Below are 24,674 nucleotides of genomic sequence, written 5' to 3'. Positions count from 1 at the left end.
GAAACGAGATTGCAATCAAACGCTCGCCCTCAATTTTGTCGGCACGTCGCCCTTGTCATCGGCAAGACGACCCATTCCGGCGTCCTTGGCAAAAACCATTTGCGCGACGCGATCAAGCGACAGTTTAAGTCCGGCGAGCAGCTTCGAGCATCGTGAGTTCGCGAAGGATGGCGTCCTTATCCTGATCGACATGCGGCGGCGCCCGATCGAAACGAACCGGGGTTGCGGACATTTTGAGCGGGTTGCCGAGCAGGTGGACGGTTTGTCCGTCCACTGTTTCCATGGGCATGATCATTTCACGCGCCAAGGTATGCGGATTGGTCATGACCTGATCGATCGTGGCGACCCGGCCCGCAGGGATTTCGGCATGGACAAGGCGCTGCTCCCAGTTTTCGGCGGTGTCGGCTCGTAGAGCCTCTGTCACAAGCCGGTCCAGTGCATCGACATTGACAACGCGATCACGGTTGCGGCGAAACCGCTTGTCGCCCGCCAGATCGGGACAGCCGATCGCCGTACAGAGGCGGGCGAACTGCTGATCGTTTCCGACTGCGATAGCGATTTCACCAGCAGCCGTTGCGAAGGTCTGGTAGGGGGCGATGTTGGGATGCCGGTTGCCGATCCGCCCTGGCACCTTTCCCGAAACCAGATGGTTCGTCGCGGCATTGATAAGCCAGGCAACTTGGCTGTCATAAAGCGCCAGATCGATATACTGGCCTTCGCCCGTGCGGTCGCGATGGCGGAGAGCGGCGAGGATGCCGACGGTCGCATACATGCCGCACATCACGTCGGCGATGCCAAGGCCGACCTTGAGGGGCCGGCCACCGGCCGTATCGCTTTCGCCGGTGATGCTCATGATGCCGCCCATCGCTTGGACGAGAAAATCATAGCCGGTTCTCTCGGCATAGGGTCCGATCTGGCCGAAACCGGATATCGCACACCAGACGATATCCGGCTTGATCTTGCGAATATCCTCATAGCCGAGTCCGCGGCGGTCAAGATCGCCCGGCTTGTAGTTTTCGATCACCACGTCCGAGACAGCCGCCAGCCTCTCGACAAGCGCAACCCCTTCATCGCTGGCGAGATCGATGGCTATCGATCGCTTGTTGCGGTTGGCCGACAGGAAATACGCGCTGAGATCACTGTCGCCACCGTCGGCATCCGGCACGAAGGGCGGCCCCCAACTGCGGGTGTCATCGCCAATATCAGGCCGCTCGACCTTGATGACATCGGCACCGAGATCGGCGAGCAGCTGCGTGCAGGTTGGTCCAGCGAGAATCCGCGACAGGTCGAGAATGCGCAGACCTTCGAGGCTGGCGGGTTTTTGATGGTCGGACATTCGGGATTCTCACGATTTCCAGGGGGAACTCTTGAACCAGCGTACGAGATAGGCGGTTCCTACAAGCACGCCGAAGCCAATCAGGTTTCCAATTGCCTCTGCAGAAGTGGTGCGACCGGCATGATCGAGCGCGATACCGATCGGCTGGGCAATCACGATACCGGTGATGAAGACGGCGAGCGATTGCTGGCCAACCACCGTCAGAACGCGCACGGCAGGGCCGCGCAGCCGGGAGCCTTTCTTACCGACGAGATGTACGGCGATGTAGCAGAGCGCCATGAAATGAACGAAGCGCAGCAGGCCGAAATCGGTCTTGTCGGTGAGGGGGAAAAGCGTGGTAGCGGCCATTTGGAAGGCTGGATGCGCATCGTGGAACCGTACCCAGGCAAAAGGCACAGTCAGAATCACGACGGCAATCGCGAGCGCCATCAACCTGCGATCGAAGCCGGGAGCTGGAAGGCTGCCGCGCATCAGGAAGAAACCAGTGAAAAACAGCAACTGCCATCCTAAGGGGTTAAAGAACCACGGACGATCCGACCAGGGCTCGGCGGGCAGCCCCGTGAAGCCGAACTGCGTCGCCAGCCACAACGCTGTCATGAGCGCAAACGGCAGGAATCGCTGAATTTTCGACGCGAAGACCATCATCGGCATCAGCGCCAGGATGACGATGTACATCGGCAGGATATCGAAATAATTCGGCACGTAAGTCAGCGTCAGCAAACCGACGAGGAGGTTGCCGGGGTCCTCCACGAAGGGCACGAGGTTCAGGCTGTCGACATAGGTGACGCCGTCATAACGGGTTCCGGCAACAACCATGATGGCGGCGACGACGATAAAGACAGCAATATGGGCCCAGAAGATCTGCCAGATCCGCTGTGCAACGCGGGCGATGAGGACAAGTGCGCCGCTGCGGTCGAAGGTCGAGCCGAAGGCGATGGCCGAGGCCATTCCCGACTGGAAGACGAACATTTCCGTGGCGTCGGAAAAACCGAAGCGCGCCGGAATCCACAGCGCCCATCCGTTGTTTGGGATATGGGCCAAAAGAATAATCAGCATGCCGACACCACGGAAAAAGTCGAGCCGCGGATCACGGGGGCGCTTGACCTTCTGAGGGGCTGAACCTGTCGCTTGGTTGGCCTCAGAAGGCGCCGTCGTAGGCGCTTGCATCGAATTTGCAGGCGATGAGGGTGAAGCCTTCGCGCTCGCGGGCTGCCTCAAGCTCGTTACGGAAGTCATCACAATTCTCCACATTGAAACCATAACCGCCGAAACCTCGCGCGACGGCGGCAAAGTCAGTTTCGCCGAGCGTGACGCCGGCCGGTTTCAGACCGGCGGATGCCTGCTTCAGAGCAATCAACGCCAGGCTGCGATCCTGAAAAAGCACGATGGTGATAGGCAGATTAAGATCGCGTAGCGTAGCCAGTTCGCCGATTCCCATCTCAAGACCGCCGTCGCCCATCACGGCGAAAACCGGACGTGATGGATCGGCGACCTTGGCGCCGATCGCAAGCGGCAAGGCCGCGTTCATGGTGCAAAAGCCCGCCGATTGCAGCAATGACATGGCCCGTGGCGCAACCCATTTCTGCGACAGGAGAATGCGATGCGCTCCGCTGTCGACGGTGACGATTGCTTCCTGACCGGCGACGGCATTGAGGGCCTCGATTATTGCGTGCGGTCCCCAACTGCCATTGCTTGCGAATAAACGGGCAAGTTCGTTTTTCACGGCGGCGGGTTGGCCAGCCGTCCAGGTCTTGGCCCCCGCGTGAATATTGGCCAGCGCCTCTAAAAAAGAGCAAGGTGCAGCCTGGATTCTGGTTCCGGCATGATGCATGCCGTGATCCGGGGCAGTATCGGAAATCTCCACCAGCTTTGCTGGATCTCCGACGAAATCCAGCCAGCCGAGCCGCATTTCAATTGGGTCATACCCAATTGACAGGACCAGATCAGAATCCCGGACCAGGTTCAGAAGAATCCGATCCGCCAGCGGCGACAATCCGGCGGCGCCAAGCGACAGAGGGTGGTTCTCGGGGATGATGCCCTTGGCCTTATAGGTTGTGATAACCGGTGCGCCAATTTTTTCGACCAGGTGCTGAAGTGCCGGACCGGCATGATCTCGTACGGCGTCAAGACCAGCGATAAAAAGCGGTCGTTGCGCCCGGCCAATCCTCTCGGCAAGTGTATGAACGGCCGGATCCGTCATTGTTACCGAGGGTTTCAGAAGCTTCGGAGGCGAAATGACATTCAAGGTTGGCGAGACCGCGGCAGCCGTCGCCGGAGACAGGTCGAGATGGACGGGACCCATCGGCTCCGTCATGGCAAGCGCGAGTGCACGAGCGACCGCGGAGGCAGCGCTCTCAGGCTCGATTTCGAAAGAAGCCTTGACCAGCGATCGCAGCAACTGCGCATGGTCGATCACCTGATGGGTGTAACGCGCGCGGGTCGGACGGTCGACAATGCCGGATATGACGATCAAGGGGACGCGCTCCTGGGCAGCATCGGCGATGCCGTTGACCGCATTGGCAAGGCCCGGGCCCACGGTCGTCACGAGAAGTTCCGGGTTTTGCGTCATCGCGCTCGCGCCTGCCGCCATGATCGCTGCCGCGGTTTCGTGGCGTGCAAGGCGAAAGGCGATGCCTGAGGCCTCCAGGCCGTCTATCAGCGTGACCACTTCTCCGCCCGGCATGCCGAAAGCATGACGGACGCCATGGGCATGAAGCGTCCTGGCGACGATGTCGGCAACTCTCGGCGTTACGAAGCTTTCGGTGGTCACGATCAATCTCTCGAATCTGGTGAAGTGGGCTGTGCTCAGCGTTCACTGGAAAAACCTTGCACAGTTAGAAAACCTGCCCGATGGGGCAGGCCTAGTCTCACAACGGGTCTAGCGTTCCAGGCGGCGGACGACGAACGCGACAACCGTACCAAACAGCATGTGGCCGATCAGAGATGCCCAGGTGAGGGTGACAAAACCGAGAAATGCCGGTTGGCCGCCAAACAGGTGTGCCATGACGTAAAGGGCGAAGATCCAAAGACCGATGCCGAAGCCGATACCCGTCAATAGTAATGGCAGCTTGGGGATGATCAGCCGCTGCAACGGCCGGGCGATGAACAGGTAGCCGATCGGATAAAAAACGATGCCCACGATCGCGTGGATCGCTTCGGCCAGCAACAAATTGTTGAACCCGAACACCGATTGAACGAGAGCAGCGGGCTCCAGCGGTCCGCCAACCCACAGTGGCGTGATCAGCCGTGCCCAGATTTCCCAGGTAATATTGGCGGCAAGGCCGGAAAGAATAATCGTCCGGCCGAGGCTCGGTTGAATTTCAGGGAAGACGCTTGTCTTTTGCATTTCCATCATGGACATCGTGTTTTTCCTTTCTTTGAGGTGAGATCAGGCGGATAAACTCATGCCAACCGAATGTTCGATGGATTTGAATAATCGGTCGTCGGCCTTCAGCCGCTGGCGAATCTGGCCGATACGCGAAACACCGACATTATTGCCGTCGGTCGCCATCGCCCTGGCGAGCGCGAGGACGAAAAAGTCGCGCTGTGCGTTGCTGCCGCCGATCTTCGGCAGGTTCGCCACCATGCGTTCGAGCATGTAGCGGTCCGCCGGAGCATGGAGACCCGTGAGAACGCGCGCCATCGGTACACCGATCTCGGCGGCGACGCGGCCCTGGTCATCCATACGAAGCGCCTTGGCTTCTATATGCGATACAAGCTCCACAGCCCCATCGCGGTCGCCAACGGCAACCATGGCGGCAAGATTATGCAGAGCTGCAAAAATCAAGGTCGTGTCCGCCTTTCGACGATGGGCTATTTCTGCCAGATCGGTCCAGCGATCACCGACATGAGCTCCCGATTGCTCCATCCGCCACAGGAGCGAGACAGCATTCGCCATGTCTCGGAAATCGTCGGTTTGCTGTGGGCGAACGTCGTCGTCGTAGATCTGCAGCACCCGATCATGATCGCCGCGTTCCAGGTGTAGCAGACCGAGATGCCAGGCCATATGGAAGGAGAAATTGTTGCAGCGCGACCAGGCCTTGCGGTTCGCCTCGAGCCAGTCAATGCCTTCTTCCGTATCGCCACGCATCTCGAAGACATGCGAGACGGCGTGAAGGCCCCAGGAATCATCGGGCTGCAGAGCAACCGCAAGCTGTCCCGCGGCAAGCGCCTCGGCATACCGACCATGCTCTTCAAGCGAAAACGCGTGGCAACCAAGAATAAAGCCCTTCGCCGTCGTGCTGGTGTCAAGGCGGGCGACTGCGCGCGTGCTGGCCCGTAGCATGCCGCGCGCATCTCCAAGCATGAAACGCAGAGCCTGCGAAATCTTAAAGGGCAGGAACGTCACCGACCGATCCTCAAAACCATCGTCGAGAATATCCGTCGCACGCGAAAACGAGCCTTCGACGGCGGCCTCCAGTGCTTTCACAAGGGTGCGCTCGTCACCGGTTCCTCCGTCTCTGACCACCAGCGCTGCCTGCGCATCAACAAGTGCCTTGGCAGCCGGTTCGTCGAGCTCCGACCGCGCCAATATCAGATTTGCAAAGCCCTTCAGCGCATGGCCGGCAACATGATGCGGGTCGGCTGCCAAAGTTGACTGGATGGCTACACCAGTACTTGGCCGATGCGCCGCCAGACCAAAGACGGCATTCTCGAATGCCCGTTGTGCCTCGTTGCTGTGAGTGCTGGTCATGAGACCGTAAGCATCGCGCTTCATTCGTTTGCTCCTTCAGGAGGACGCCGATCGGAACCTTCGAGATCCCATTACCCTTCGTCCGACAGAGACCTTTACGGTCGCGTCAGGTGGTTCGTTACAGCCGGTCCCGAATTTTTTCGCAGCCACATCAAAATTTCCTGGCGTCGCATAGCGGGCGGGAATTTTTTAAGAACGTGTGTAACAAAACCATGTGCTGCCGCGAATTATGGGCGAGCCTTTGCAGGCGGCCTCAACTCGAAAGGGCGGGACCATCATGAGTGAAGCAACAGGAACAAGCACCGTTGTCATGGTTACGGGTGCAGCAGGAAACCTTGGAAGCGCCGTCGTCAGGGAGCTTGCGGCGAACGGTGCGCGGCTCGTCTGCGTTGAGCACAATTCGGAAGCCTTGGAAAAATTGGCAGATAGCCTGCCCGACAGCAGCGAAATCCTGCTGATCGGCGGCATGGATCTCGCCGATTTGACCCCATGCCAGGAAGCGGTCCAAAAAACGCTCGCGAGATTTGGCCGGCTCGATGCGCTCGCCAATACCGTCGGCGGCTTCCAGACAGGACCGGTCGACGAGACGGGCGTGCACCAGTGGGACCAGTTGTTTCAGATGAACGCCAGAACAGCTTATGCAATTAGTGCGGCGGTCCTGAAACCGATGCAGCAGGCAGGCTACGGCCGCATCGTCCATGTCGCGGCAGCGCCGGGACTAAAGGCCGGCGCCAATCAAGCCGCCTATGCCGCATCGAAAGGGGCGGTGATCCGGCTTACGGAAGCGATCGCCGCGGAAAACCGCGACAAGCGCATTACCGCCAACTGTATTTTGCCGGGCACGATCGACACGCCGCAAAACCGGTCGGCGATGCCGAATGCGAAGACGAACAGCTGGGTTCAGCCGACGGATATCGCCAAGCTTATCGGGTTCCTGATTTCGCCTGCAGCAGGCATCGTCACCGGTGCGGCCATACCGGCGACCGGCCGCATCTGAGGGTCCCATGGTGTCGATCTCCGATCCCGTCTCCGCAGGATTGATGCTTTGGGCCGGCATCGGTCTTGCCGTCGCCGTCGCCTTTCTGCTGTTCGGATTCGACAAGGTCGATCCGGGAGCACGTGACGCCTATGCAGTCCGGCCGCTCCTTATCCCCGGGCTCGTTCTCCTCTGGCCGCTGGTCGTCTGGCGGTGGACCAGACTTTCCAGGGGAGAGTCCTAGCATGCAGCGCCGTCACCGTCGCGCTCACACAGTGATCTGGACAGGCCTTGCGGCCGTCATCCCGATCATGCTTGTCGTCATCTTCGCGAGCGTCCCGAAACTGCCGGCCGATGCGCCGGCTGTGCGCCTTGATGCCACTGCAGCACAGGGGGATAAGCAACCGTGAGCGTGTCCTACAAGCCGGTCATCTGGAACAAGACCAAGATCATCTATGACGCGGTCATGCTGGCCGGGATCTTCATCTACATCCTCATTTTCCTGCGGCTGGGCCCAGTCATGTCCTCTGCGCTGCGGGATACCGACCTGCCGATCCAGCGGATGCGCGCCTTCGGGTCTCTGGCCCTGCTGATGCTGACCATCGTCCTCGCAATCGGGCCACTGGCGCGGATCGATGCCCGTTTCGTTCCGCTCCTCTACAATCGCCGCCATTTTGGCGTGATGACCGCGATCATCGCAGCCACGCACGCCTACTATGTGCTCGGATGGTATTTCTCCTTTAGTCCAACACCACAGCTCACGGCGCTCTTCACCAGCAATACCAGCTTCACGAGCATCGCCGGCTTTCCTTTCGAACTCTTCGGCGTCTTCGCGCTCGTCATTCTGGCGGTCCTTGCGGTAACGAGCCACGATTTCTGGCTTTCCTTCCTGACGCCGCCGCTGTGGAAGGCGATCCACATGAGCGTCTACTTCGCCTACGCTGCGGTCATCCTGCATGTGGCGCTCGGCGCTGTGATCGATCGCCGGGATCTTGCTTTGGCATTTTTGTCGCTCGGTGGATTGGCGACACTGTGCGTCCTGCACCTTGTCGCAGGTCGGCGGGAGACATCGGCTGACGCGGCTGCGTCGCGAATGGCCACCGAGGCGCCTTGGGTGATCGTCGGCGATGTCAGCGAGATTGCCGAAGGCAGGGCGATCATCGGGGTGGCACCGGGCGGCGAGCGCATCGCCGTCTTCCGTTCAAAGGGTGGTCTTTCAGCCGTATCCAATATCTGCTCGCACCAGAACGGCCCCATCGGCGAAGGCAAGGTCGTCATCGGCTTTATCACCTGCCCCTGGCATGGCTATCAGTATCGCCTCGAGGACGGTTGTTCGCCACCGCCGTTCCGGGAGCGGATCCGTAAATATCGCCTTCGCCTGGAGGGATCGAGCATTCTGGTTGATCCGGAACCTTTGCCTCTTGGCACAAAGCTGGAGCCGTTGGCCATCCCCGCGGAGTTGCTTCCCGCGGCTGCCGCGCCGAAGAATGGAGGAACGGTTTGATGCTGAGGCCCGTCGAACGCGGATTTTTTGTCGGTTACTTCAAGAAAGTCCCAGCCGATGTCAGGGTGCTGATGATCGGGTTCATCGTGTTCTTCATTGCCACTATGGCGACGACTTCGGCGTTGCTGTCCCTGAATACCGAAAGTCCAGGCGCGGGCAGCTATGCCGACGAGCTCTCCGGCGAGCATTTGATCGGCACCATGGAGGTAAAGCCCTATCCGATTCTTCGTGTTCCCTCCGACGGCAAAAAGCCCGCGCGCGCTGTCATGCTGGCGGGCTCGGGCAAGTTCGGGGTGGACGACAGGGCGCTGCCACTTGCGGGCAAAACCGCACAGGCCGGTGGCATCTTCGTTAAGCGTGGAGACCTGGTCATGCTGCTGATCGGCGGCGAAGACGACCTAAAAGCAGCCGATCCGCAAATGCCGGCCCTGCCGGTCACGTCCGTGCCGGACAATCTCGGTCGGTGGCGTTTGACGGGCGAGATCTGTGATGGAAAATGCAGTGCTGGCGCCATGAAGCCGGGGACGGGCCTCGCGCACAAGGCCTGCGCTAATCTGTGTATTTCTGGAGGTGTTCCACCCGTCTTCGTTTCCACTGCACCCGTGGACGGCCACATCTTCTTTCTTCTCGCTTCCAAGGACGGAGGACCGATGCCGGCGGCCTTGCTCGACAAGACCGGTTTACCGGTGGTGCTTGAAGGTAATATCGAACGCCGCGACGATCTGCTGATTTTCAAGATCGACAGTTTCCGCGAGGTGGCGGGAGCATGACCCAGAAAGGGAGAGGCTTCTGGCGCCATCTGTTCGGTCTATTGCTGGCGCTGATTGCTACCATCATGATCGTCCTCGCATGGCAGTATGGTCTGGACTATCTGAGCGGCACCCCGTTCGAAGAACTGCGCTACGTGATCTTCGGGGTTGCCGTTATCGGACTGCTCTCCGCCCTTAACAGCCTGACGCTGAGGCTGATGAAGTAGAAAGCAGACAAAGGTTGAACCATACAGGGTTGAGTTTTAGACCGTATGTTCTAAAATAGATCGGCGATAGCCCTGGGCAGTCGCCCGTTCGATCCATGTTCTGGGAGACAGGATGTATGGCAAGACCTAGAGAATTTGATGAAGAAAAAATATTGCTGCTGGCTGTAGAGCGGTTTTGGGAACACGGCTACGAGGCAACGTCAATCCGCGATCTGGCCCAGGCAATCGGGCTGACCACCGCAAGCATCTACAATGCCTTTGGCGACAAGCACGCATTTTATCGCAAAGCGCTCGATTTCTATGTCGAACGGAGCTTCGGCGACCGTGTCGGCCGGTTTGAGACGAAGCCGCCGCGTGAGGCGATCGGCGCATTTTTCAACGAAATTATTGAGCGGTCGTTGAGCGATACAAAGCGGAAAGGCTGCATGCTGGTCAATTCCGCGCTCGAGGTAGCACCACATGATGATGAGTTTCAGCGGGTGGTGGCTCAAGTCCTGGTGCGGGTTGAGGCTTTCTTCAGGCACTGCGTCGAAAAAGGCCAGAAAGACGGATCGATCAATCGTTGCCAAAAAGCATCGGACATGGCCGGCACGCTCCTCGGCACACTGCTTGGTATTCGTGTGCTAGCGCGCACGCGTCCAGAAAGAGACCTTCTGGAAGGTCTTATCCGGCCCGTTTTTGCACTGCTGGAACCCCAATCACAGTCAGACAATCTTATCTCATGATCGATGACATGAACGTTCAAACGCTTGCACGTTTCGGCCCGATATCCCACACGCAAAAAAATCCGGCTGGTCTCTGTAACAATTGCACGAGAACCGCCGAAGAAGGATATGTCGGATGAAAGATCTGGCGCGTGAAAAGGAATGGGCATCCTGGCTGCGTTCCGCGATTGCGGGCGACAGTCATGCCTATCACAAATTCCTGACGGCCCTCACACCACATTTACGGGTGATGGCGCGGAAGCGTTGTGACCAGTTCGGTGCGCCGGCCAGCGAGGCTGAGGACGTGGTTCAGGAAGTGCTGCTTACTATCCATCTCAAGCGGGGGACATGGGATCCGTCACGGCCTTTGGGGCCATGGCTATCGGCAATCGTTCGCAACAAGGTGGTCGATAGCCTGCGGCGCCGTGGCAGTCAGTCAGTACCACTCGAGGACGTCGTTGCTACACTTAAAGCAGACGAACGCATCGCAGCCTCCGATCGCATCGATATCGAACAGATTTTGGGCAAGCTCAAGGATCCGCAACGAACGATCGTTCAATCGATATCGATTGAAGGGTCGAGTGTTCGGGAAACCGCCGATCGGCTGGAAATGACAGAGGTGGCGGTACGTGTTTCCCTGCATAGGGCATTGAAGGGGTTGGCTGCTCTCTATTCGGGGCGGGTGACATGAAAACTGATGAGTTGATCGAACTGCTCGTGCAGGATACCCCGGTTCGACTGAATCTTGATCATGCCCTGATGCATGCTGCCACTGCCGCTACATTGATCGCCGCCATTTTGTTCTTCGCGGTCATCGGCTTGCGTGCGGACTTCGTCACGGCCATCGAGACCGGCCGCTTCCTGTTCAAATTCGTGATCACGGGATCTCTCAGCTTGACCGGTGGGATGGTCATGTTCCGGATTGGAAGACCGGGCGTCCCGGTTCGGTTGACGGCATTGGGCTTAACGGTTCCAGCTCTGTTGATGAGTGCAGCGGCGATCTTTGAACTGTTGGTCATGCCGTCGGAGACATGGGTGACGCGCATGATCGGGCGCAATTCCAGCCTCTGCCTGACGATTATCCCTTTCTTATCGGTGGGTCCTCTTGCCTGTTTTCTCTACGCGCTTCGATCCGCTGCCCCCACCCGACCCGCGGTCGCCGGAGCTGTTGCCGGGCTCGTAGCGGCAGGGATTGCGGCGACATTCTACGCAGCCAATTGCGATGACGACAGCCCGCTCTTTGTAATGCTGTGGTATCCGATTGCCATTTCGATAGTTGCCGGAACCGGTGCTTTGCTTGGCCACAGACTGTTGCGCTGGTAGGTCACGATGGTGAAACCGACATACTTCGTGGCTGGTGAGAGTGGCCAATGGCAGGTCGAGGCAACGCGCGCCATTATTGGCAAGGGTCTGGATGTTGCGCCTCGTCTTAGTGTCATGGACACCGATCAGGTCATATTACCCGATTCGGCGGCCTGGATTCTGCGCGGAACAGCCGGCAGCGCGCGATACACGACCCGTGTCGAACTCGATCAGCTTGGAGAACGCCAACCACCGTTGGGCCGCGCAACGGCCTGCCTCGCGGTCTTGATCCCGATCCGCAAGTCGGATCTTTGGTGGTCTCTTGCGCAGGACGAACGCCGTGCCATCATTCAGGAGAGGTCGGCGCATTTTCAGATTGGAATGGACTATTTGCCTGCGGTCGCTCGACGCCTCTATCACAGCCGTGATCTTGGCGAGCCTTTCGATTTTCTCACCTGGTTCGAATTCGCGGAGGAAAGTGCCTCTCAATTTGAGGCCATGCTCTTTCGATTGCGTGCGACCGAAGAATGGCGTTATGTCGAACGTGAAGTCGAGATCCGCTTGCGGATATGGCAAGATGAATAATGTTGTCAAGACAGCCAATCTTTGCACAACGAAACGGGACGGTTCTCGTCGGACCAGCCGCAAACGGAGTACTTGAGTGAACACGGAAGACCTGATCAATCTGATATCAGAGGACACACGGCGGCCCGTCAACCTCTCGAGGGCGCTTGCTCTGGCGACAGCTGCTGGCGCATTGGTAGCGGGATTGGTGTTCTTTTCGGTCCTGGGTGTTCGACCTGATTTTGCTCAAGCCATCCTGACTGCGCGCTTCGCATTCAAGTTCATTGCCACCTTGGCGCTGTTTTTTGTGGCGGCATCGCTGATGGAGAGCCTTATTCGTCCAGGAGAGAGCGCAACGGCTCGGCGCTGGTTACTGCTGCTGGCACCAGCGCTGTTGATCGCCGCCGCCACCATCGAGATGATCGTCACCCCGGCCGATCTTTGGGGAACCAGACTGTTGGGCCATAATGCGTTGCATTGCCTGACGGTTATACCGATCCTCTCATTAGCGCCGACCGTGTTCCTCTTTCTGGTGATGCGCCATGGTGCGCCGGATCACCCCGGTCAGGCTGGGGCAATCGCGGCTTTGGCTTCCGCCGGTATTGCCGCTACGCTTTACGCCTCCAATTGCCCCGACGACAGTCCGTTGTTCGTCGCAACCTGGTATCCAATCGCCATACTCATTGTGGCCGTTGCGGGCTATTTTGCAGGCCGACGCTTTCTAAGGTGGTAGCTACGACGAAGCAGTTGCAATGCCAGGCCCTATCCGTCCGGCGAAAGTCGATGGCGTTCATTATGAACAATCGTCTGGAACGGGGCCGCTGATTGCAAGCCGACAGCTTTGGCTGGAGCCCTACAAACCACCCATGATCAGTTTCCCGACCGCGAACTCGCTCGCGAAATAACCGCTGTACTTGGGTAAACTGTCTGCCATGTCCATCACACGACGGTGATAGAAGATGTCCATCCGTACCGGCGGCAGCCGGGTTTCCGGGCCGAAGTTGCTGGTCGGAATGAACATCACCTTGAGTGGCCCCGCCCCCATAACCTCTACGACGGGATTGTCGCAAGTGCGGCAGAGCCCGCGATCGAAGTTCGGCGGTGAACGATACTTCTTGAACGAGATATTATCGGCACCTTTCAGTGTCACATCCTTGGCGCGAACAGCGACAACATCGGCGAACAGTTTGCCGTTGAACGCCTGGCAGATCAGGCAGTGGCACCGGAACCTGGCTTTCGGCGAGGTATGCACCTCGAACGAGCAAGCGCCGCATTCGCATGCGCCGCGTAGCCGCGACGACGTGTCGGTGGTCATGTGCTGATACTCCTGAGCTTGATTTGATGACGGCATGCTGATCACCGGAGCATCATTTTGAGGATGATATCGATCGGCTGTCTGAACGGGGCATGGAGCAGGTTGGAGAGGTTCCAATGGCCCTGCTCATAGATCCCCTTGGCATGGCTGAGGGTGCGGAAGCCTTCGATGCCATGGTATGCGCCCATGCCGCTGGCCCCGACGCCGCCGAAGGGCAAGTCATCCTGAGCGATGTGCATGATCGTGCCGTTCACGGTGACGTTGCCTGAGGTTGTTCGGCTCAGCACCATGCGTCGGTCTTCATCATCGGCACCGAAGTAGTAGAGCGCGAGCGGCCGGGGCCGGGCGTTCACGTAGGCGATCGCTTCTTCAACGTCGCTGTAGGGAAAAATCGGTAGGACCGGGCCGAAGATTTCCTCGTGAGCGATGCGCATGTCGTCTGTAACGCCAAGCACCACGGTTGGCGCCAGCGTGTTGGGGCGACGGGATGCATCGTCGGGCCGGTTGCCGACCTCGATGATCCGCGCTCCTTTGGAGCGAGCATCGTCGATAAGGCTCCGGAGCCGGGAATAGTGCCGCTCGTTGATGATCGAGGTGAAGTGTTCACTCGTCGGACCGTCAGCATAAAGCGACGCCACTTTCCGGTCATACGCCTTGACGAATGCGTCAACCTCGCTTTCGTGGACCAGTGCGAAGTCCGGGGCAATGCAGGTTTGTCCGGCGCTGAGCAGCTTCCCGTAGGCAATTGACGCCGCCGCCTGGTCGAGAGTGTGGCCCTTGGCGACGATGACCGGTGATTTGCCGCCGAGTTCGAGGGTAACCGGAACGAGGTTCTCGCTTGCGGCCTTCATCACCGATCGCCCTACTGCGGTGCTCCCGGTGAAGACGAGATGGTCAAACGGGAGGGCAGTGAATGCCGCCCCCACGACCGCATCGCCCGTGACGACCGCGAACTGATCTTCGGAGAAGATCTCGCCGAACATTTTTGCGAGCAGCGCATTGGTGACGGGCGTGAACTCCGAGGGTTTCAGCATCACCCGGTTTCCGGCAGCGATGGCGGTCGCGACCGGCATCAGCGCGAGGTTCACCGGATAGTTCCACGGCGACATCACGCCGACGACGCCAAGCGGCTGATATTCAATGCGGGCCTTGCCCATCCGCATGTGCAGAGCAACGTGGCGGCGGGTCGGCGTCATGAATTTGCGAAGGTTGCGGATCAGATACTTTGTACCCTCGGCGACCCCTCCAACCTCCATGATCGCCGTCTCGTACCTCGATCGATGCCCGAAATCGGCATTGATGGCATCTTCGATCGCTTTGCGGTGCCCGATGAGCGCGGCCCTCAACTTGGCCAGATCAGCGCGTCGCTGCGCCAACGAAGGCGCTCCCTCGCGCAGGAAGGCAGCGCGCTGGCCTGCGAGGAGACTGCCCAGCCGATTAGCCTCGGTGATATTTGCGGTTGCGTTCATGGTCCGCTCCAATGTAGACAAGAGAAACTTACGCCCTTGACATAAGCGCTTAAGTAGTCACTGTCAACAATGTAATCACAAGAAACTTTGAGGTATCATGCCGGACACATCCAGCCGCCCTTACCATCATGGTGATCTCCGTCGTGCGCTTATCGAGACGGCGTTGGATATGCTTGCCGAGGAAAAGGGCTGGCAGTTCACGCTGCGGGAAGTCGCGCGCCGGGCTGGCGTCAGCCACGGGGCACCCTACAAGCACTTTCCAGACAAAGGCGCGCTGCTCGCGGAGCTCGCAATGATTGGCTTCGACCGCCTGCGGAAGTCCCTTTCGGCTGCGAAGCCCAAGGCGCCCAATTCTCTGCGCGACGAAATCACTCCGATAGCTCGTGCCTACGTCGCGTTCGGAACGGACAACCCGGCTCTCTACCGCCTGATGTTCAGCGCAGGGGAGGAGAAAGCCGCAGGGGTGCATCTCAACGAGCGGGCGCTCGCGGTCTTCGATGTGGCGCTCGAAATCCTCCAGCGCGGCCAGGCCGCGGGGAGCATACGCAAGCGGCCGATAGAAGGTCAGGCGGCAGCCTGGTGGGGGCTCATCCACGGCATGACCATGCTTGCGATCGATGGGCTCCTAGTGCCCGAGAAAGTCGGATCGGCCCCCTTGGATGCGGCTTTGAGCACGCTGGTGGAAGGGCTGGCGAGCCCGGCAACATGACACGACCTGCGCATGGTTGACCTCTTCTTCGTGAAGGTGAGCCGGCGTCGCAAGTAGTCCTTCGGCAGATCGTGATACGCGTTGGTGACGATACTTTCGAAGTGCGTCGCGTTGAGCAGGGTCGCTTTCGTTCCGCTGCTCCAGATGCGGTGACTTATTTACCCGAGAACTAGTCCTCTTCTTCCGGATCGGAGGAGAACAGCCAGACTTCGACGATCTTGCCATCCTGCACGCGCAGCAGATCGATACCGGGCTGGTCGACCTTGGCGCCTTCACGCTGACCGGCGAACTCGATCTCGATGGCAACCAGGTCGCCGTTGGCGAGATAGCGATGGGCATGGGTGATGGCGAAACTACCACCAGACTTTGCCATCATGGCGCCCATCATGGCACCAAATTCGGCAATGCCGTTCTTGGTGCCCGAGAACTGGTTATTGCCCGGCTGATGCCAAATGACCTGGGGCGAAAGCAGTTCGCCAAGCGTGGCCTGATCGCCGGTCTGGACGGCTTTGATATAAGCTTTTCCGATGTCGATAGTGGTCATTTCGGTCTCTCATTTGCAGATGTTGGAACCTGCTGCGAAGTGCCCTTCGCAGTTCATAAGAGTGATAATAATGGGTAGCATCCCATTCTGTCGTGGTTCATAATCGCCGAAATATGATACTTATCGGACATGTCCGACCGGAACTGGCGCAACGCGAATGACAAAGAGCCGAGCGAAGCTGGATCAACTCAATTACCGTCCGAGTGGGCGCGATCTGGATGTTGAGATATTTCATTTTTCGGACTTGCGGCGCCGCGTGACCTCCGAGCAAATCCTGGCGCTGTACCATTATTCCTTCCACACGCTGATCTGCGTGACCGAGGGTGCGGTGACCCAGATCGTGGACTTCCAGCCGATCAATTGCGCGGCCGGATCCCTCCTCGTGTTGAGGCCCGGACAGGTTCACAGTTTCGGCAGTGATAAAGGCTGGGACGGGTGGATGGTCCTGTTCCGCGCAGAATTCCTCCCATCGGAGACGCAAACGACTGCCGATCTGCTGCCTGTCCTGGGTCTGGATCGGCTACCCGATCACCTATCCCTATTCACTGCCGATTTCGGCGCTGTGAATGAGGCGATCGCCAGGATGCAGCAGGACGCCACGAGCCCCGCTCCGCCCAAGGATGTACACGCGCTCTTGCGATACGAACTTTGTGCGCTGCTTCTGCGCCTTGCCATCCTGCAGGATAAGCACATGGGCATTGACGTCGCACAAAGCCCGGGGGTGCAGCGTTATGCCAGGTTTCGCAGGCTACTCGAACAAAACTATGCTGGCTGGCATCAGGTATCCGCCTATGCGGCAGCTCTAGGCTGTACCGAGAAAAGCCTGACGCGAGCGGCGTTGGAGGCGACCGGGCAAAGCGCCAAAAACGCCATCACGGCTCGTATCGCCTTGGAAGCCAAACGGCTCCTGGTCCATACCGACAGGCCCATCTACCTCATCGCAGAGGGCCTCGGTTTCGCGGAGGCAACCAATTTCGCTAAGTTTTTCAGCCGCGAAACCGGTTTCACCCCGATTAAGTTTCGCAAGCAATACAAGAACTGAACGCCTTAGGGATAGCACCTCAACCGCCACGGATAGCTTGGGGACGGCGTCGATCACACGGTTGTAGATCGATTACTGCTCCTTCTTGTACAAATCCTGGAAGATGAGCCGGCCCCAAGTGCGGCCGCGTGCGTGCACCAGCGCGCCACCCTCGTTGAGCTTTCCCAGCTTGACGGGTGCGAAGCCGAGTTGTTTGGCCAAGGCCGCCACGGGAGTGATCGCGTCCTCGTCGTCGCTCGACAGAAAGACGACCCGGTGGCCGCCCTCAACGGCCGGATCGGCAGCCAGGGTGGCCGCAATCAGGTGATTGAACCCTTTCACGAGCTTGGCGCCGGAGAACGATTTCGCTACGAAGGCGGAGGACGGGAGGCCGTCCAGCTCTTCAGGGACGGGAAATGCGTTCATCGCATCGATGACTGTCTTGCCTTCCCAGCTCGGCAGAGCCTTCGCAACATCGCGATGCTCTCCGAACGGGACCGCCAGGATGATCGTGTCGGCCTCGAGTGCATCCCGCAGCGACTTGGCGACGACCGTGGGTCCAATAGCCCGAGCCTGCGGCGCCAACGCCTCGGGCGGCCGGCGGCTCGCGACGGCCACCTCGATGTTTTTACGCGCGAAGGCGTGGGCGAGGGCCTGGCCTATCTTGCCGAATCCTACAATTGCGTAGCTCATAATGCTTCTCCGATATTGTGTTGATATTGATTTCCCGGCCCTGGACGGCGCTGGGTTATCTGCCGAGCCCCACAGAGCTCCGAATAAGTGAACGGGCGCCTGGCCGGGTGCAGGGCGTCAGAGTTGGGCTAGGCCGCCGTCGACGGCTACCTCGCTGGCGGTCATGAAGCTGCTGTCCGGCGAGGCGAGGAAGGCCGCCGCCGCCCCGAGCTCTGCCGGATCGCCCATGCGCTGAAACGCCGTCATTGAGCCGTAGGCCTTCAGGCCGTCCTCGCCGAGCGCTTCGGTCGCGAGTTCGGTCGCGATGGCCCCAGGCGACAGGACGTTTACCCGGATGCCGGTGCCCTTGAGATCCTCTGCCCAGGTTCGCGCGAGGTTGCGCACTGCCGCCTTGCTCGCGCTGTAGGCGGTGAATGCCGGGGCGCCCGTGGTACCGGCGCTCGATCCGGTCAGAATAATCGAGCCACCTTCGCCCATCAGCGGTAGCGCCTTCTGGACCGTGAAGATCGTACCCTTCACATTGACGTCGAAGGTTTCGTCGATGTGCTCGGCGGTGATCTCGCCGAGCTTAAGCTGGCTTCCTACCCCAGCATTGGCGAAGACGATGTCGAGGGTTCCGCGCTCGGTCTTCACCGCCGCGTAAAGTCGGTCGAGATCGGCCTCATCGGAAACCGAGCCCTGCACCGCGCGGGCATTGGATCCGAGCTCGGCGACGGCGGCGGCGAGCGCATCCTGCCGGCGGCCGAAGATGAAGACGAAAGCGCCCTCCTCGATGAAGCGCTTTGCAGCGGCGAGGCCGATGCCGGTGGCGCCACCGGTGATCACGGCCGTCTTTCCATTCAGTCTGTTCATGTCATGCATCCTTTGATTGTCCAGGGACTCCTCCCGAGACCCTCAAAATAGGTCCGCCGGAGTCAGGCGTTGAGTGCGGAAGCGCGCACATCGGTGGTGCAAAATCGATCCGGCTGGACGACTGACGCCAGCCGCGACAGCGGTGCCCGCGTTCGGAATTGGGCCGTGCTCGTCGACATAAGCTATGATGACCGCCCGTTCTGCTGTACGAATGCGTTCGATACGGGCTTTGGAAGGCGCACCGAGCGGTGCCGGATTGCACCATGATCGACTGGGATGACATTCGCTACTTTCTTGCCGTGGCGCGCGGAGGCTCGGTGCGGGCTGCCGCCGAGGGCCTCGGGGTGTATCACTCGACCGTGCTGCGACGCATCGCCCAGCTCGAGGAACGCCTCGGGGCGCAGATGTTCGAAAAGCTGCCTTCGGGCTACCGCCTGACGGCTGCGGGCGACGAGGTCCTCGAACTCGCTAACCAGATGGAAGCGTCGTCGCACCAGCTGGAGACGCGTGTCTTCGGGCGCGACCAGAGCGTGCGCGGGCAGCTGCGGGTGACGTTGGCTCCAACCCTTGCGACGCACCTGCTCATGCCGGACCTCGCCGATTTCGCGCGTCAGCATCCTGATATCGAGATGGACATCTTGTCGTCCGGCGAGCTGGCAAATCTGACCAACCGAGAGGCCGATGTCGCGATCCGCGTCGTTTACGACCGCAAAACCCTGCCGCTCAATCTTCACGCCCTGAAGGGACCGGAGCTGTTCGGCGGCGTCTACATGTCCTGCGATCGACTGGCCGCGTGGCGCGCGGGCGCGCCGGATCCCATCCGGTGGATCGTCATAAGCATGTTTGGTATCCCGGACTGGGCCAGCGAGGGTGAGGTTCGCACCACGGGGGTTCCGTTCAGGACCACGGACGGCGAGGCGCAGATCGTTGCAGTACGGCAAGGGCTCGGGATCACAACACTGCCGTGCTTCGTCGGAGATGCCGACCCCCTGCTGGTGAGAGTGCCGGGCACCGACCTGCACATGCATGGAACGCTCTGGCTTCTCACGCAGGGGGAGACACGCAAGACGAAGCGCGTGCGGCTCTTCACGGAGTTCGTATCCCGCAGGCTCGCCGCGTACGCTCCGCTTCTCGCCGGGCTGTCCATATCGCGCGACTGACGTCCGGCAGGTCGCCGGCGGCGCTTGCCGTCATCCGGCCGGAAGCCGAGCTGCGATCGCTTGAAGCGGCGTCGTTCAATCCGCGAATGTTGCGCCGTTTGCGCTTTAGATCAGGATGTCGTCCGAAAACCGCTCACACTTTTCGGCATCATGCTCTAGCGACCGACACCTGCAAAGTGCGGAGCCGGTTCGCAATACTCAATCAGCAATTCGGTGAGGACCCGTATCTTCCGTGCGGGATGCTGACCTGGCGGGCGGATGACATATGCACCTGCCGGGGGTGGTGGATAATGCGTCATGACCGGCACAAGCGCGCCGGAGGCTATAAATTCATGGGTAAGGCAATCGGGCAGGTAAGCGATCCCTAATCCTGCTGCCGCGGCGGCGACTAGAGCGGTGCCGTTGTCGGCTTTAAAGCGCCCCTGCGGACGAACCGTGATGATCTTGTCGCCATCCATGAGTTGCCAGGCTTCGGTGCCCTGCATGAGGGCCTCGTGAGCGACGAGCGCGTCCGGCGTCTCGGGAGATCCATGCACCTTGATGTAGTCCGGGCTCGCGACGAACTTCCCATAGATCGGTCCGACGCGTCTTGCGATCAAGTTGGAGTCCTGAAGATAGCCAACCCGGATCGCACAATCATAACCCTCTGTGATGAGATCGACGAAGCGATCACTGTAGCAGGTGTGGATGTGGAGCTGGGGGTGGCGGCGCGCCATTTCCGCGAGGATGGGAGCGAAGTGAGTCTGGCCGAAGGAAAGCGGCACGGCAACTCGCAAGCGGCCGCGAAGGTCACCGGCGGGTAGGATCGTTTCCTTGGCCACGTCGATCTCGGCGCAAACTCTCGCTGCATAATCTCGGAACGTGGCCCCTGCTTCCGTGAGAGCGGCGCCCCGAGTGGTCCGTGCAAGAAGCTGGACACCAAGTTCCGCTTCAAGCCGGGAGAGCCGCCGACTGACGATCGACTTGGAGACGCCGAGCCGGAGCGCAGCCGGCGAAACTCCCCCGGCATCAGCCACTTCCACGAAGGTTTGCAGTTCTTCGATGTCCATTTGGCGTTCCCCTTTTCGCGACATAGCTTGCCATAAAAGGGTGCTACCGCATCTCGAGTAGGAACGGCAATACTGCTTCCGGGCAACGTCGCCCCTGGCGCATGTCTCCCGCAAAACCAATGCCGCTCATGGGCGGCAGCAAAGGAAGTAATAATGACCTTTCGTAATGGCCTTGCTTCGCTTCTTCGTCCCGAAGATTCGGTACTCGTTCTGATCGACCACCAGCCTTACCAGCTCACGAACCTGAACAGCCACGATCCGCAGGCGGTGGTCAACAATTCGACGGCCCTGGCGAAGGCCGCGAGGGCTTTCGGTGTTCCCACCATCCTGACGAGCGTGATCGCCGATCGGGGCGGTCTGATCTTCCCGCAAATCACCGATGTCTTCCCGGGCCAGGAGGTGATCGACCGGACGTTCATCAATACCTGGGAAGACAGGAAGGTCGTGGACGCGGTCAGGGCGACCGGCCGCAAGCAGCTGATCATCGCCGGCCTGTGGACCGAGATATGCGTCGCGATGCCGGTGATCCAGGCGCTCGGCGAAGGCTGGGATGTGACTGTTATCACCGACGCGTCGGGGGGCACGTCGGTCGAGGCCCACGAGGTCGCCATCCAGCGCATGATCGCGGCTGGCGCGAACATGATGACCTGGCTGGCGCTGGCGTCCGAATGGCAGCGCGACTGGGCTCGGACCGAGCACGCTGCAGAGTTGACGGAGGTTCTCAAGCAGCACGCCGCTGGTAGCGGTATCGCGTACCTGTGGGAGCAGCAGCTGCTCAACACGCCTGTACCTAGAGCATGATGCCGAAAAGTGTCAGCGGTTTTCGGACGACATCATGCTCTAACTTTTAGAACAGGATTCAGATTTTAGGCCAATCTGGCCTAAAATCATCCCGTTCTGGCAACGCAGGCTGATCTGCACCCGGATCAGGCGCCCGTCCGCTATCGCAGGCATCACCTTTGCGACGGGCGCCCCTATGAATTCGTAGGCTGCGCGCCGTCACCTCCGTCGACGGCACGACGGCGCCGCCAAGCGGGCTGTTTCCGTCGCTTTGACCCAACCCAAGACCAGACTTTCGCGGCGATTTCCATCTGGCGAGTCCCGAGATCAAGCCGGAACGTAGGTCAACCTGATCACATCCTCGCCAATCCGGTCATGAGCCATCAGGCGGAGCGGCGGCCGGGGTCCGGCGAAATATGGCTTGCCGTAACCGAGCACGACGGGGTGCAGGTAGATGCGATACTCATCGATCAGGCCAAGTTCGGTGAGGCTTTGCGCCAAATGGGGGCCGGCAACTTCGATCTCCCCGTCACGTTCCGCCTTAAGCTCGCGGATCGCGGCCTCAAGGTCTTCCCCAACAAGCCTGGCGTTGGGACCGACCGACTTCAACGAGCGCGAGACGACCCATTTCGGCTGATTCCGCCACGCCGCCGCGAAAGCCCGTCGCTCTGCATCCCATTCAGGATGTTCGTCGTCCCAGTAACGCATGACCTCATACATCTGGCGACCGTACACACTGCCCGCCTGCCGCTCTGCCTCCTCGATGAAGTGGCGGAAGAGCGTCGGGCTTGGCCCAAACGCCATATGATCGACGTAGCCGTCCAGGGACTGGTTCATTCCGAATACGAGCTTAGCCATCCTCACTTCCTTTCCTTAAACGGCATATCCGTATATCTGATTGCATTATGCAATCGGTTGCGATTTAACTCAACTGGTTTTAAATCGCAATTTGTTTTTGGAGCAGCCTGAACGCCCACGCTCAGGCTGCCGACTAATCTGCCTGTCAAGGCTACCTGGGTGGACAACGGCCTGTCCGCTTCCAGCGATCCGAAATGGACAAGCCATCGTCAGAGGGCGCTATTTCAGCGGCAGAAACAACTCCGCCACCGCCTCATGCTCCGGCACTTCGGGGAAGAAGCTCAGCCGCTGGCAATAGATCGGGAAGTCGCGTGCTTCCTCGCCGCTGGCCGGAAGCCAGTCGCGATAAAGGTAGAGCGCGGCGGGCTCCAGATTGTCGGTGTTGCCGACGACGCGCAGCACCGCGCAGCGTCCGCCAGGGATCTCGCCGGCTTTGATCTCTTCGCCGTTCGCCTGGATCGGTTGGTCGGTCCCGACACAAAGGTCGACGCTATAATCGGCAGGCGACTGAGGACGCCGCTCGGAACGCCAGACGTTAAAAGTCGGATTTGTCCTGGGGTGCAGGCCAGCGGCCTTGCGCCAGGCGATGAACCGCTGGATGGTGGCACCGAGCGTCGCCGGGTCGCCCCGATGCTCCATGATCGCCACCGGCGTGGCAGGCACATTGCGAATTATCACGTCGTCAGTGGTAAAAGTCTTCTGCATGAGCTTGCTCCTTGCATTGTCGAGAGGCCCGAAGGCGGCAAGCCACAGCTCCCAGTCGGGAGACTTCCGAAACGACGAAGGCGATTGACCGAACCGTTGCCGAAAGGCGCGGGCGAAGGCATCCGGCGCATCGTAGCCGGCATCCATCGCTATATCGGTGACGCGTTCTTCGTCCCTGTAAGCCAGCCGGTATGAAGCGCGCTTCATGCGGGCAAGCTGGATATAGCGATGCACGGACAATCCGAAGGTCGCCGTGAACTGCCGGTGGAAATGAAACTTCGAGAAGGCTGCGACACTGCTCAAAACATCAAGATCGAGATCGTCATCGAGGTGCCGGTCGATATAATCCAGCACTCGCTGCATCCGCTCATGATAGTTCCGAACCGCTGCGGTCATTCGTCTTGGTCTCCGTGGCAGCTCAAACTAGATCCCTCAGGCAACGCAGCGCTCGACCGATCTTGCGGTTTGGCATGGATCAGCCGGCGTGCCGCTCGGCATCGCGACCGAGAGCTGATCCTCGCTCTATCGCTCGGCCTTTAGCGTGCCAATGCTGGCGCATGACTAATGTCGAGAAGACTATGATTATCGAACTAACGTCTCATGATTTTGAAGCGCTGCTGAATGGCATCGCGCCACGTCATCTGCGCCTTGTCCAAGACAGCGCCATTGCGCCTCCTGAAGTATTGACGATGTTGAACCGCCTCGCGGTGATCTTAAACCTTGTATGCAAAGGTCGATAAGGCTATCTTACCTTTGTCTTACCTGCAGGGCTCAAGCCGATGGCTCACTCTGAAAATCTCATTACGACCGTCTCGACCAAAGGGCAGGTCATCCTTCCCAAAGCGATCCGTCAGCGGCGGGAATGGGAGGCTGGTACTCGGCTGATCGTTGAAGAAACTGCGGAAGGCGTGCTTCTGAGGCAGGCTCCTGCCTTTTCTCAGACCCGGCCGGACGATGTGTTCGGCATGCTTCCCTTCAGCGGTGAGCCGAAAACTCTGGAAGACATGGAAGCCGGCGTATTGGCCGAAGCTCGCCGCCGTCATGATCGCGATTGATACCAATCTTATCGTCCGGTATCTGACCGGCGATCATCCCGAACAATCTTCCCGTGCCCGCGAGATCGTCGATGGGCAGCCGGTTTTTGTTGCCGTTACGGTGGTGCTGGAAGCAGAATGGGTGCTGCGCAGCGCCTATGGGTACGGTCGACCAGACGTTGTTCGTGCGCTTCGCGCTTTCGGCGGCCTGTCAACGGTCACGATTGAAGATTCGGCAATCGTTGCTGCTGCTTTCGATCTCGCCGAGAACGGAATGGATTTTGCCGATGCCTTACACCTTACCAAATCGGTCCATTGCGAAGAGTTCGTTACCTTCGACCGCAAATTTATGAAAGCGGCTCAAGCCGCGGGTTATGAGGCAGTCCGGGAAGCCTGAAACCAATTCGTTGACATTCGCCGGAGGTAACGA

Annotated in this window: 30 protein-coding genes and 1 pseudogene; 18 read left to right on the top strand and 13 right to left on the bottom strand. The window is 59.6% G+C overall.

All coding sequences use genetic code 11. The features are described 5' to 3' along the window. Positions 1–124: 124 nt before the first annotated feature. The 5 genes from RWK44_RS15820 to RWK44_RS15800 form a co-directional block, all read right to left on the bottom strand. On the bottom strand, positions 125–1,336 hold the full coding sequence (locus RWK44_RS15820; RefSeq protein ID WP_316029073.1) for a CaiB/BaiF CoA transferase family protein: 1,212 nt from the start codon (positions 1,334–1,336) through the stop codon (positions 125–127). A gap of 9 nt (positions 1,337–1,345) precedes the next feature. Beyond that, a complete protein-coding gene (locus RWK44_RS15815) occupies positions 1,346–2,503 on the bottom strand; it encodes an OpgC family protein (protein ID WP_316029072.1) in 1,158 nt (385 codons plus the stop codon). Beyond that, on the bottom strand, positions 2,475–4,106 hold the full coding sequence (locus RWK44_RS15810) for a thiamine pyrophosphate-binding protein (protein WP_316029071.1): 1,632 nt from the start codon (positions 4,104–4,106) through the stop codon (positions 2,475–2,477). The genes RWK44_RS15815 and RWK44_RS15810 overlap by 29 nt, the downstream gene beginning before the upstream one ends. A 108-nt stretch (positions 4,107–4,214) precedes the next feature. Next, positions 4,215–4,697 carry a hypothetical protein gene (locus tag RWK44_RS15805; protein WP_020052531.1) on the bottom strand — a complete coding sequence of 161 codons (483 nt, stop codon included), beginning with the start codon at positions 4,695–4,697 and terminating at the stop codon, positions 4,215–4,217. A 27-nt stretch (positions 4,698–4,724) separates the two neighbouring features. Further along, a complete protein-coding gene (locus tag RWK44_RS15800) occupies positions 4,725–6,053 on the bottom strand; it encodes a tetratricopeptide repeat protein (protein ID WP_221998442.1) in 1,329 nt (442 codons plus the stop codon). A 253-nt stretch (positions 6,054–6,306) separates the two neighbouring features. On the opposite strand from RWK44_RS15800, the gene RWK44_RS15795 reads away from it, so the two are divergent. From RWK44_RS15795 to RWK44_RS15745, 11 genes are all read left to right on the top strand, one after another. Then, positions 6,307–7,026: an SDR family NAD(P)-dependent oxidoreductase gene (locus RWK44_RS15795; protein WP_246621781.1), complete on the top strand. Its 720-nt coding sequence runs from the start codon at positions 6,307–6,309 to the stop codon at positions 7,024–7,026. Between the two features lie 7 nt (positions 7,027–7,033). Next, positions 7,034–7,249 (top strand): hypothetical protein, encoded by a 216-nt coding sequence (locus RWK44_RS15790; protein ID WP_020052528.1) that lies wholly within the window; start codon positions 7,034–7,036, stop codon positions 7,247–7,249. Between the two features lies 1 nt (position 7,250). After that, the gene (locus RWK44_RS15785; RefSeq protein WP_020052527.1) at positions 7,251–7,415 is read left to right on the top strand and encodes a hypothetical protein; all 165 of its coding nucleotides are present in this window, start codon (positions 7,251–7,253) and stop codon (positions 7,413–7,415) included. Further along, complete coding sequence (locus RWK44_RS15780; RefSeq protein WP_316029070.1) at positions 7,412–8,509, top strand: Rieske 2Fe-2S domain-containing protein; 1,098 nt, start codon at positions 7,412–7,414, stop codon at positions 8,507–8,509. Before RWK44_RS15785 ends, RWK44_RS15780 begins: the two co-directional genes overlap by 4 nt. Further along, positions 8,509–9,279: a hypothetical protein gene (locus tag RWK44_RS15775; RefSeq protein WP_221998437.1), complete on the top strand. Its 771-nt coding sequence runs from the start codon at positions 8,509–8,511 to the stop codon at positions 9,277–9,279. Before RWK44_RS15780 ends, RWK44_RS15775 begins: the two co-directional genes overlap by 1 nt. After that, on the top strand, positions 9,276–9,485 hold the full coding sequence (locus tag RWK44_RS15770; protein WP_131639964.1) for a hypothetical protein: 210 nt from the start codon (positions 9,276–9,278) through the stop codon (positions 9,483–9,485). Before RWK44_RS15775 ends, RWK44_RS15770 begins: the two co-directional genes overlap by 4 nt. A 116-nt stretch (positions 9,486–9,601) precedes the next feature. Next, positions 9,602–10,210 (top strand): TetR/AcrR family transcriptional regulator, encoded by a 609-nt coding sequence (locus RWK44_RS15765; RefSeq protein ID WP_131662894.1) that lies wholly within the window; start codon positions 9,602–9,604, stop codon positions 10,208–10,210. Positions 10,211–10,325: 115 nt separating this feature from the next. Then, positions 10,326–10,880, top strand: coding sequence for a sigma-70 family RNA polymerase sigma factor (locus RWK44_RS15760; protein ID WP_025398402.1), 555 nt, complete (start codon positions 10,326–10,328; stop codon positions 10,878–10,880). Beyond that, positions 10,877–11,512 carry an NrsF family protein gene (locus RWK44_RS15755; RefSeq protein WP_020052521.1) on the top strand — a complete coding sequence of 212 codons (636 nt, stop codon included), beginning with the start codon at positions 10,877–10,879 and terminating at the stop codon, positions 11,510–11,512. Before RWK44_RS15760 ends, RWK44_RS15755 begins: the two co-directional genes overlap by 4 nt. Before the next feature lie 6 nt (positions 11,513–11,518). Then, on the top strand, positions 11,519–12,076 hold the full coding sequence (locus RWK44_RS15750; protein WP_032999298.1) for a chlorite dismutase family protein: 558 nt from the start codon (positions 11,519–11,521) through the stop codon (positions 12,074–12,076). Positions 12,077–12,152: 76 nt separating this feature from the next. Further along, positions 12,153–12,788, top strand: coding sequence for an NrsF family protein (locus RWK44_RS15745; protein ID WP_168323340.1), 636 nt, complete (start codon positions 12,153–12,155; stop codon positions 12,786–12,788). A gap of 120 nt (positions 12,789–12,908) precedes the next feature. On the opposite strand, the gene RWK44_RS15740 is transcribed toward RWK44_RS15745, so the two are convergent. Both RWK44_RS15740 and RWK44_RS15735 read right to left on the bottom strand, forming a co-directional pair. After that, positions 12,909–13,370 carry a GFA family protein gene (locus RWK44_RS15740; RefSeq protein WP_222011053.1) on the bottom strand — a complete coding sequence of 154 codons (462 nt, stop codon included), beginning with the start codon at positions 13,368–13,370 and terminating at the stop codon, positions 12,909–12,911. 41 nt (positions 13,371–13,411) lie between these two features. Then, positions 13,412–14,839: a coniferyl aldehyde dehydrogenase gene (locus tag RWK44_RS15735; RefSeq protein ID WP_316029069.1), complete on the bottom strand. Its 1,428-nt coding sequence runs from the start codon at positions 14,837–14,839 to the stop codon at positions 13,412–13,414. A gap of 97 nt (positions 14,840–14,936) precedes the next feature. Here RWK44_RS15735 and RWK44_RS15730 point away from each other — a divergent pair, with 97 nt between their 5' ends. After that, a complete protein-coding gene (locus tag RWK44_RS15730) occupies positions 14,937–15,548 on the top strand; it encodes a TetR/AcrR family transcriptional regulator (protein ID WP_222011055.1) in 612 nt (203 codons plus the stop codon). A gap of 169 nt (positions 15,549–15,717) precedes the next feature. Here RWK44_RS15730 and RWK44_RS15725 read toward each other — a convergent pair whose 3' ends face one another. Beyond that, the gene (locus tag RWK44_RS15725; RefSeq protein ID WP_316029068.1) at positions 15,718–16,092 is read right to left on the bottom strand and encodes a nuclear transport factor 2 family protein; all 375 of its coding nucleotides are present in this window, start codon (positions 16,090–16,092) and stop codon (positions 15,718–15,720) included. 157 nt (positions 16,093–16,249) lie between these two features. Here RWK44_RS15725 and RWK44_RS15720 point away from each other — a divergent pair, with 157 nt between their 5' ends. Beyond that, the gene (locus tag RWK44_RS15720; protein ID WP_316029067.1) at positions 16,250–17,134 is read left to right on the top strand and encodes a helix-turn-helix domain-containing protein; all 885 of its coding nucleotides are present in this window, start codon (positions 16,250–16,252) and stop codon (positions 17,132–17,134) included. A 72-nt stretch (positions 17,135–17,206) separates the two neighbouring features. Here the strand turns inward: RWK44_RS15720 and RWK44_RS15715 are convergent, their stop codons facing one another. Together RWK44_RS15715 and RWK44_RS15710 are read right to left on the bottom strand one after the other, a co-directional pair. Further along, positions 17,207–17,806, bottom strand: coding sequence for an NADPH-dependent F420 reductase (locus RWK44_RS15715; protein WP_221959034.1), 600 nt, complete (start codon positions 17,804–17,806; stop codon positions 17,207–17,209). A 117-nt stretch (positions 17,807–17,923) separates the two neighbouring features. Beyond that, complete coding sequence (locus RWK44_RS15710) at positions 17,924–18,658, bottom strand: SDR family NAD(P)-dependent oxidoreductase (protein ID WP_131662887.1); 735 nt, start codon at positions 18,656–18,658, stop codon at positions 17,924–17,926. A 263-nt stretch (positions 18,659–18,921) separates the two neighbouring features. Between RWK44_RS15710 and RWK44_RS15705 the strand changes: the two genes are divergently transcribed. Then, the gene (locus RWK44_RS15705; RefSeq protein WP_131662886.1) at positions 18,922–19,818 is read left to right on the top strand and encodes a LysR family transcriptional regulator; all 897 of its coding nucleotides are present in this window, start codon (positions 18,922–18,924) and stop codon (positions 19,816–19,818) included. Between the two features lie 155 nt (positions 19,819–19,973). Here the strand turns inward: RWK44_RS15705 and RWK44_RS15700 are convergent, their stop codons facing one another. After that, complete coding sequence (locus RWK44_RS15700; protein ID WP_316029066.1) at positions 19,974–20,867, bottom strand: LysR family transcriptional regulator; 894 nt, start codon at positions 20,865–20,867, stop codon at positions 19,974–19,976. A 153-nt stretch (positions 20,868–21,020) separates the two neighbouring features. On the opposite strand from RWK44_RS15700, the gene RWK44_RS15695 reads away from it, so the two are divergent. Continuing rightward, entirely contained in the window at positions 21,021–21,668 is a 648-nt protein-coding gene (locus tag RWK44_RS15695; RefSeq protein WP_221949599.1) for a hydrolase, read from the top strand. Between the two features lie 306 nt (positions 21,669–21,974). Here RWK44_RS15695 and RWK44_RS15690 read toward each other — a convergent pair whose 3' ends face one another. Both RWK44_RS15690 and RWK44_RS15685 read right to left on the bottom strand, forming a co-directional pair. Then, a complete protein-coding gene (locus RWK44_RS15690; protein WP_316029065.1) occupies positions 21,975–22,505 on the bottom strand; it encodes a dihydrofolate reductase family protein in 531 nt (176 codons plus the stop codon). Between the two features lie 219 nt (positions 22,506–22,724). Beyond that, the gene (locus RWK44_RS15685) at positions 22,725–23,606 is read right to left on the bottom strand and encodes an AraC family transcriptional regulator (protein WP_131662882.1); all 882 of its coding nucleotides are present in this window, start codon (positions 23,604–23,606) and stop codon (positions 22,725–22,727) included. A gap of 161 nt (positions 23,607–23,767) precedes the next feature. On the opposite strand from RWK44_RS15685, the pseudogene RWK44_RS15680 reads away from it, so the two are divergent. From RWK44_RS15680 to RWK44_RS15670, 3 genes and pseudogenes are all read left to right on the top strand, one after another. Further along, positions 23,768–23,917 (top strand): annotated as a pseudogene (locus RWK44_RS15680) (GNAT family N-acetyltransferase); the annotation flags it as partial. Positions 23,918–23,989: 72 nt separating this feature from the next. Then, on the top strand, positions 23,990–24,265 hold the full coding sequence (locus RWK44_RS15675; RefSeq protein ID WP_221998421.1) for an AbrB/MazE/SpoVT family DNA-binding domain-containing protein: 276 nt from the start codon (positions 23,990–23,992) through the stop codon (positions 24,263–24,265). Next, entirely contained in the window at positions 24,252–24,641 is a 390-nt protein-coding gene (locus RWK44_RS15670) for a type II toxin-antitoxin system VapC family toxin (protein ID WP_162115490.1), read from the top strand. Before RWK44_RS15675 ends, RWK44_RS15670 begins: the two co-directional genes overlap by 14 nt. Positions 24,642–24,674 lie beyond the last annotated feature (33 nt).

This window comes from Rhizobium sp. 25PS6 (genome assembly GCF_032464655.1).
In the GTDB taxonomy this organism is placed as follows: Bacteria; Pseudomonadota; Alphaproteobacteria; order Rhizobiales; family Rhizobiaceae; genus Rhizobium; species Rhizobium laguerreae.
The sequence above is the reverse complement of the archived record's forward strand: the minus strand, read 5'-3'. Positions and strand labels throughout refer to the sequence as shown.

What these genes read in the sequence shown, in the direction of transcription:
- RWK44_RS15820 (WP_316029073.1), bottom strand. Translation starts at nt 1,336, where the DNA reads ATGTCCGACCATCAAAAACCCGCCAGCCTCGAAGGTCTGCGCATTCTC.
- RWK44_RS15815 (WP_316029072.1), bottom strand. Translation starts at nt 2,503, where the DNA reads ATGCAAGCGCCTACGACGGCGCCTTCTGAGGCCAACCAAGCGACAGGT.
- RWK44_RS15805 (WP_020052531.1), bottom strand. Translation starts at nt 4,697, where the DNA reads ATGTCCATGATGGAAATGCAAAAGACAAGCGTCTTCCCTGAAATTCAA.
- RWK44_RS15800 (WP_221998442.1), bottom strand. Translation starts at nt 6,053, where the DNA reads ATGAAGCGCGATGCTTACGGTCTCATGACCAGCACTCACAGCAACGAG.
- RWK44_RS15795 (WP_246621781.1), top strand. Translation starts at nt 6,307, where the DNA reads ATGAGTGAAGCAACAGGAACAAGCACCGTTGTCATGGTTACGGGTGCA.
- RWK44_RS15790 (WP_020052528.1), top strand. Translation starts at nt 7,034, where the DNA reads ATGGTGTCGATCTCCGATCCCGTCTCCGCAGGATTGATGCTTTGGGCC.
- RWK44_RS15785 (WP_020052527.1), top strand. Translation starts at nt 7,251, where the DNA reads ATGCAGCGCCGTCACCGTCGCGCTCACACAGTGATCTGGACAGGCCTT.
- RWK44_RS15775 (WP_221998437.1), top strand. Translation starts at nt 8,509, where the DNA reads ATGCTGAGGCCCGTCGAACGCGGATTTTTTGTCGGTTACTTCAAGAAA.
- RWK44_RS15770 (WP_131639964.1), top strand. Translation starts at nt 9,276, where the DNA reads ATGACCCAGAAAGGGAGAGGCTTCTGGCGCCATCTGTTCGGTCTATTG.
- RWK44_RS15765 (WP_131662894.1), top strand. Translation starts at nt 9,602, where the DNA reads ATGGCAAGACCTAGAGAATTTGATGAAGAAAAAATATTGCTGCTGGCT.
- RWK44_RS15760 (WP_025398402.1), top strand. Translation starts at nt 10,326, where the DNA reads ATGAAAGATCTGGCGCGTGAAAAGGAATGGGCATCCTGGCTGCGTTCC.
- RWK44_RS15755 (WP_020052521.1), top strand. Translation starts at nt 10,877, where the DNA reads ATGAAAACTGATGAGTTGATCGAACTGCTCGTGCAGGATACCCCGGTT.
- RWK44_RS15750 (WP_032999298.1), top strand. Translation starts at nt 11,519, where the DNA reads ATGGTGAAACCGACATACTTCGTGGCTGGTGAGAGTGGCCAATGGCAG.
- RWK44_RS15740 (WP_222011053.1), bottom strand. Translation starts at nt 13,370, where the DNA reads ATGACCACCGACACGTCGTCGCGGCTACGCGGCGCATGCGAATGCGGC.
- RWK44_RS15735 (WP_316029069.1), bottom strand. Translation starts at nt 14,839, where the DNA reads ATGAACGCAACCGCAAATATCACCGAGGCTAATCGGCTGGGCAGTCTC.
- RWK44_RS15730 (WP_222011055.1), top strand. Translation starts at nt 14,937, where the DNA reads ATGCCGGACACATCCAGCCGCCCTTACCATCATGGTGATCTCCGTCGT.
- RWK44_RS15725 (WP_316029068.1), bottom strand. Translation starts at nt 16,092, where the DNA reads ATGACCACTATCGACATCGGAAAAGCTTATATCAAAGCCGTCCAGACC.
- RWK44_RS15720 (WP_316029067.1), top strand. Translation starts at nt 16,250, where the DNA reads ATGACAAAGAGCCGAGCGAAGCTGGATCAACTCAATTACCGTCCGAGT.
- RWK44_RS15715 (WP_221959034.1), bottom strand. Translation starts at nt 17,806, where the DNA reads ATGAGCTACGCAATTGTAGGATTCGGCAAGATAGGCCAGGCCCTCGCC.
- RWK44_RS15710 (WP_131662887.1), bottom strand. Translation starts at nt 18,658, where the DNA reads ATGAACAGACTGAATGGAAAGACGGCCGTGATCACCGGTGGCGCCACC.
- RWK44_RS15705 (WP_131662886.1), top strand. Translation starts at nt 18,922, where the DNA reads ATGATCGACTGGGATGACATTCGCTACTTTCTTGCCGTGGCGCGCGGA.
- RWK44_RS15700 (WP_316029066.1), bottom strand. Translation starts at nt 20,867, where the DNA reads ATGGACATCGAAGAACTGCAAACCTTCGTGGAAGTGGCTGATGCCGGG.
- RWK44_RS15695 (WP_221949599.1), top strand. Translation starts at nt 21,021, where the DNA reads ATGACCTTTCGTAATGGCCTTGCTTCGCTTCTTCGTCCCGAAGATTCG.
- RWK44_RS15690 (WP_316029065.1), bottom strand. Translation starts at nt 22,505, where the DNA reads ATGGCTAAGCTCGTATTCGGAATGAACCAGTCCCTGGACGGCTACGTC.
- RWK44_RS15685 (WP_131662882.1), bottom strand. Translation starts at nt 23,606, where the DNA reads ATGACCGCAGCGGTTCGGAACTATCATGAGCGGATGCAGCGAGTGCTG.
- RWK44_RS15675 (WP_221998421.1), top strand. Translation starts at nt 23,990, where the DNA reads ATGGCTCACTCTGAAAATCTCATTACGACCGTCTCGACCAAAGGGCAG.
- RWK44_RS15670 (WP_162115490.1), top strand. Translation starts at nt 24,252, where the DNA reads ATGATCGCGATTGATACCAATCTTATCGTCCGGTATCTGACCGGCGAT.